The sequence below is a fragment of the Haladaptatus sp. genome, from assembly GCF_049589095.1.
Classification (GTDB): Archaea; Halobacteriota; Halobacteria; order Halobacteriales; family Haladaptataceae; genus Haladaptatus.
On sequence record NZ_JBAWAC010000504.1, the window covers coordinates 1 to 4,159 of the forward strand.

General features: G+C 63.9%; 4 protein-coding genes. 2 read left to right on the forward strand and 2 right to left on the reverse strand.

The annotated features are described in order from the left end of the window. Both WBV42_RS15695 and WBV42_RS15700 read right to left on the reverse strand, forming a co-directional pair. Positions 1-746: NAD-dependent epimerase/dehydratase family protein (locus tag WBV42_RS15695; protein WP_423986852.1), on the reverse strand; the 746-nt coding region annotated here is incomplete at its 3' end. A gap of 133 nt (positions 747-879) precedes the next feature. Then, entirely contained in the window at positions 880-1,083 is a 204-nt protein-coding gene (locus WBV42_RS15700) for an HVO_0758 family zinc finger protein (protein ID WP_423986853.1), read from the reverse strand. A gap of 182 nt (positions 1,084-1,265) precedes the next feature. Between WBV42_RS15700 and WBV42_RS15705 the strand changes: the two genes are divergently transcribed. After that, complete coding sequence (locus tag WBV42_RS15705) at positions 1,266-2,408, forward strand: MFS transporter (protein ID WP_423986855.1); 1,143 nt, start codon at positions 1,266-1,268, stop codon at positions 2,406-2,408. Positions 2,409-2,491: 83 nt separating this feature from the next. Next, positions 2,492-3,598, forward strand: coding sequence for a glycosyl transferase family 2 (locus WBV42_RS15710; protein WP_423986854.1), 1,107 nt, complete (start codon positions 2,492-2,494; stop codon positions 3,596-3,598). Positions 3,599-4,159 lie beyond the last annotated feature (561 nt).

Here is a 4,159-nt window from a genome sequence, read left to right on the forward strand (position 1 = left end):
TGGACGAGTTCGACCGCCGTGTCCATGGCGTCGGCCGCGAGTTCCAGCGAGCCGTCGAGCGACATCGTCTCGCGGTCGGCGAGGTTGTACGCTTCACCGGGCGTTCCGCGCTCGGCGACGATTCGCAGGGCGCGAGCACCGTCGATGGCGTAGGCCCGGTGAAGCAGGCTCCCGCCGTCGCCCGGTACGAGAACGCGGTCGAATGTCGCGACGCGATGGAGCCAGTAGTCGAATCGCTCCGTGTAGTCGTACGGACCGTAGATGAGCATGGGTCGGACGACCATCGCGTTCACGTCCGCCTCGGCGGCGGCGAAACAGACGCGGTCACACTCGGCTTTTCGCGGGCCGTAGCTCTCCATCGACTCGTCGTCGGCCTGTTCGTCGGTGCAGTCGTGCAGCGTAGCGTCCTCCCGGATGGGTATCGGATACTCCGCGTACGCACTTCCGCTGGAGACGTAGACGTACGCGTCCACGTCGGCGAACAGGTCGGTTGCCGTCTCGATTTGCCGGGGATGCATCACGCAAAAATCGATGACGATGTCGGGGTCGACGTCGTCCCGTGCGGCTTCGAGCGCCTCGCGGTCGTTTCGATCCCCACGGATGTGTGAGACGTCCACTCGGTCAGCGAACGGGTTGCCGGATTCACCGCGTGTGAACGTCGTCACCTCGTACTCGTGATCGAGCAGTTCCTCGACCGTGTGTCGTCCCATAAACCGTGTGCCACCGATGAGCAGTGCGCGAGCCATACGGCTGGTGCGAGTGACTGGCCGATAAACCTACAGGAACCAGCGAACTCGACAGTCTCGGGGACGACGCGTCGGACGACGTATCGCCACGCGAGCACCGCACGTGACGAGCGCTTTGGGTAGAATGATGTATTTACAATACTCTCCACTTGCTACCACAATCAGGACACAATCGAGCCGAGTAGACCTCGGATGGATCGTTTCTTGTTTTCAAGGATTCTCGGCAGTCAGAACACGAGAGTCGCCCGTACGTGTCTTTCTCGACCTCGCCCTTCCGTAGACCGCTTCGAACTGATTGCATTGGACCTTCATACATCAGCTGTTGACATATAGGCATCGACGGAGCTGATTTTCAGTTTACACGCTCGGCTCGGTGACGAACGACGACGTCCAGGTGTGTCGAGTGCGAACGAATACCTCTGACAGACTGATTCTCTTGCCCGTTTCGGAAGGTTTGACTACCCCCTCTCGAAATCCACGCCCGTGTCTCGGGGTCGTCTGTTCGCGTCGCTTAGCTCGATGGTCTTCCTGGTCAATTTCGCCCGCGTCGTGTTCGCGCCGTTGCTCGAACCGCTCAAAGCGCACTTCGGGGTCAGCGCCACGGTGATTGGACTCATCGCAACGCTCGTCTGGCTCGGGAGTGCACTGCCGCGAATTCCAACGGGCTATCTTCTCACCCGCGTCGCACGTCATCGCGTCGTACTCGGTGCAGGCATCGTCCTGACCGTCTCCGCCGGGCTTACAGCGTTCGCGCCAAACATCACCGTGTTAGCCATCGGCGCGTTCGCCATGGGGACGGCGAGCGCTATCTACTTCATCGCCGCAAACCCGCTCGTGAGCGAACTGTACCCCGACCGGGTGGGGCGAGCCATCGGCATCCACGGGATGGCCAGCCAACTCGCCGCCGCCATCGCACCGGTCTTCGTCGGCCTGCTGTTGACGGTGGTCGGGTGGCGAGACGTGCTGAAACTGCTCATGGTCGTCACCGCCGCCGTCACCGTCGTCTACTTCGTGGTCGTCGGACGAACCGAACTCCCCGACGCGGGGGCCACCGACAGAGACCTGTTGACGGCGTTCCGCCGTCAGTGGCCCATCATCCTCAGCGGCGTCGCCATCATCGGCGCGACGGGGTTCGTCTGGAACGGACTGTTCAACTGGTATCCGAGCTACCTCCACCAGACGAAACATCTCTCGCTGGAGACCGGACGGACGCTCCTGACGGTCGTCTTTGCGGCGGGCGTTCCGGCGTTCTTCCTCACCGGGCGACTGGCCGACCGGATCCCACACGTCCCGCTCATGCTGTCCATCCTCGGCGGGTTCATCGTCTGTCTGCTCGCGTTGACGGCGGCACAGGGACTCGCCGCTATCGTCGGGGTCTCGCTCGTCCTCGGCTACGTCATCCACAGCCTGTTTCCGGCGCTCGACACCTACCTGCTCGACTCCCTGCCGGACGAGAACAGGGCCAGCGCGTACGCGGTGTACAGCGGCCTCGCCATGATCGGACAGGCGGCAGGCAGTTCGATAGTCGGCGCGCTGTTGGACGCCGGATTCCTGTTCGATACCGTGTTCCGGACGTTTTCCATCGGCTTGATCGCCATTCTATTCGTCCTCGTCGCGCTCCACCGCGCCGACCGACTGCCGACGGCGGCCGCGACGAGCTAATTCGAACTTCGAAGACCCCGGTAACCGAGACGGTTCTGCCGACTCCACGCCCTTTTTCATCTCCCTGTCCTAAGCCATCTCCAATGGAGTACGTGCAGGAGCGGGTGACGACGCTCCACGACCTGAGCGGGCGGGTTCCCGACGCGCCGACCGACCGGACGTCGGTCGTCGTCCCACTGACCGACCGGGAGTACGGATCCCGGACTGCCGAACGCGTCTTCGCGGCGCTCGAAACGGTCGCCCCGAACCGCGTCGTCGTTCCGCTTCGCGCCCCCGCCGAGTCCGTCGGCCGGATTCACGACTGGCTCTCGTCGTTCGACCTGTCGCTCACACTGCTCTGGTGTTCCAATCCGCGGGTCGAGACGCTGCTGGACGAGCACGGGTTGGCAGGCTCCGCCGGAAAGGGCCGGGACGTCTGGCTGGCGCTCGGCGTCGCGGCGGCCGATTCCGCGTTCGTCGTCTGTCACGACGCGGACACCGAAACGTACGACCCGTCCATCGTCCCCCGCCTACTCGCCCCGCTCGATACCGGATTCTCGTTCACGAAGGGCTACTACGCTCGCGTCGAGGAAAACCGCCTCTACGGTCGGTTGTTTCGACTGTTCTACGCTCCGCTCGTTCGCACGCTACTGGGAGCGAACGACGGGGAAGTCCTCGACTACCTCGGCGCGTTCCGCTACGCGCTGGCCGGGGAGTTCGGCATGACCGCCGACCTCGCCACCGGCATGCGCGTCGAGCGCGACTGGGGACTGGAAGTCGGCACCCTCGGGAGCGCCTTCGAGCACGCCGGATTAGAGGGAAGCGCGCAGGTGGATCTGGGCCGCTACGAACACGCCCATCGCGGCGTGGCCGGACCGGGTGGCCTCTCCACCATGAGCGAGGGCGTCGGAAACGCCCTCTTCCGGGTCTGTGAGAACCACGGCGTCGCCCCCGAGTACGACACGCTCCCCGCCCGCTACCGCGACACCGGCCGCGAGTTCGTCCGGCAGTACGCCGCCGACGCCGCGTTCAACGGACTGGAGTACGACCCGGTGGCCGAGCGCGAACAGGTCGATACCTACGCCGACGCCATCCGTCCGCCGGAACGTTCCGGTGGAAGTGAGGTTCTCCCGGCCTGGGACGATGTTGCGATTTCCCCTGCGGATGTTCTGGACGCCGCGCGAGCGGAACTTTCGGGCCAGCGCCACTGAGGAACAGCGTTTGATTCTGGTTTTGCGAATACAGCGACTACGAGAAAGACCTCGAAAGCCCCCGCCCCGCACCACACGCCTCCCCAGCCAACTCCTCGCTGACGCTCGTCGTCCACCGTCAGGGTACAGCTCTGACGAGCCGTTCGCTCGCTCCCGCATCGCTCACGAAGACCTCGCGCGGGCGCACCGGGGGTGCGCCTTCGCGCGCCGTAGAGTTGGGCCGTAGCGCACAGGCCGTTCAACCGGGTGGCGCGGTGCGGAGGCGGTGCGGTCTTCATGCGGCTCGGTACTTGCAACCACAACCGAACCAAACGCTCCCTATCGGAAGCGAGCGAAGGCGTTCGCGGTTTGCTTCCCCGTGACTGCAATCACACGAGAACCAGAGTAATTCACGTCGTAGCGAGCGAACCGTATTTCTCCAAACGAAAAATCACAGCCGAATCGTCACTCGAATCCGAGCGAGCGGTTCGAGGAGAGGTCGTGCGTGATCGAGGAGCCCTGTTCGACGAACTCGTAATCGTCGTCGGTCAGGTAGATATCCCCGTCCTCAACGGTGATCTC

What these genes read in the sequence shown, in the direction of transcription:
- WBV42_RS15710 (WP_423986854.1), top strand. Translation starts at nt 2,492, where the DNA reads ATGGAGTACGTGCAGGAGCGGGTGACGACGCTCCACGACCTGAGCGGG.
- WBV42_RS15700 (WP_423986853.1), bottom strand. Translation starts at nt 1,083, where the DNA reads ATGCCTATATGTCAACAGCTGATGTATGAAGGTCCAATGCAATCAGTT.
- WBV42_RS15705 (WP_423986855.1), top strand. Translation starts at nt 1,266, where the DNA reads ATGGTCTTCCTGGTCAATTTCGCCCGCGTCGTGTTCGCGCCGTTGCTC.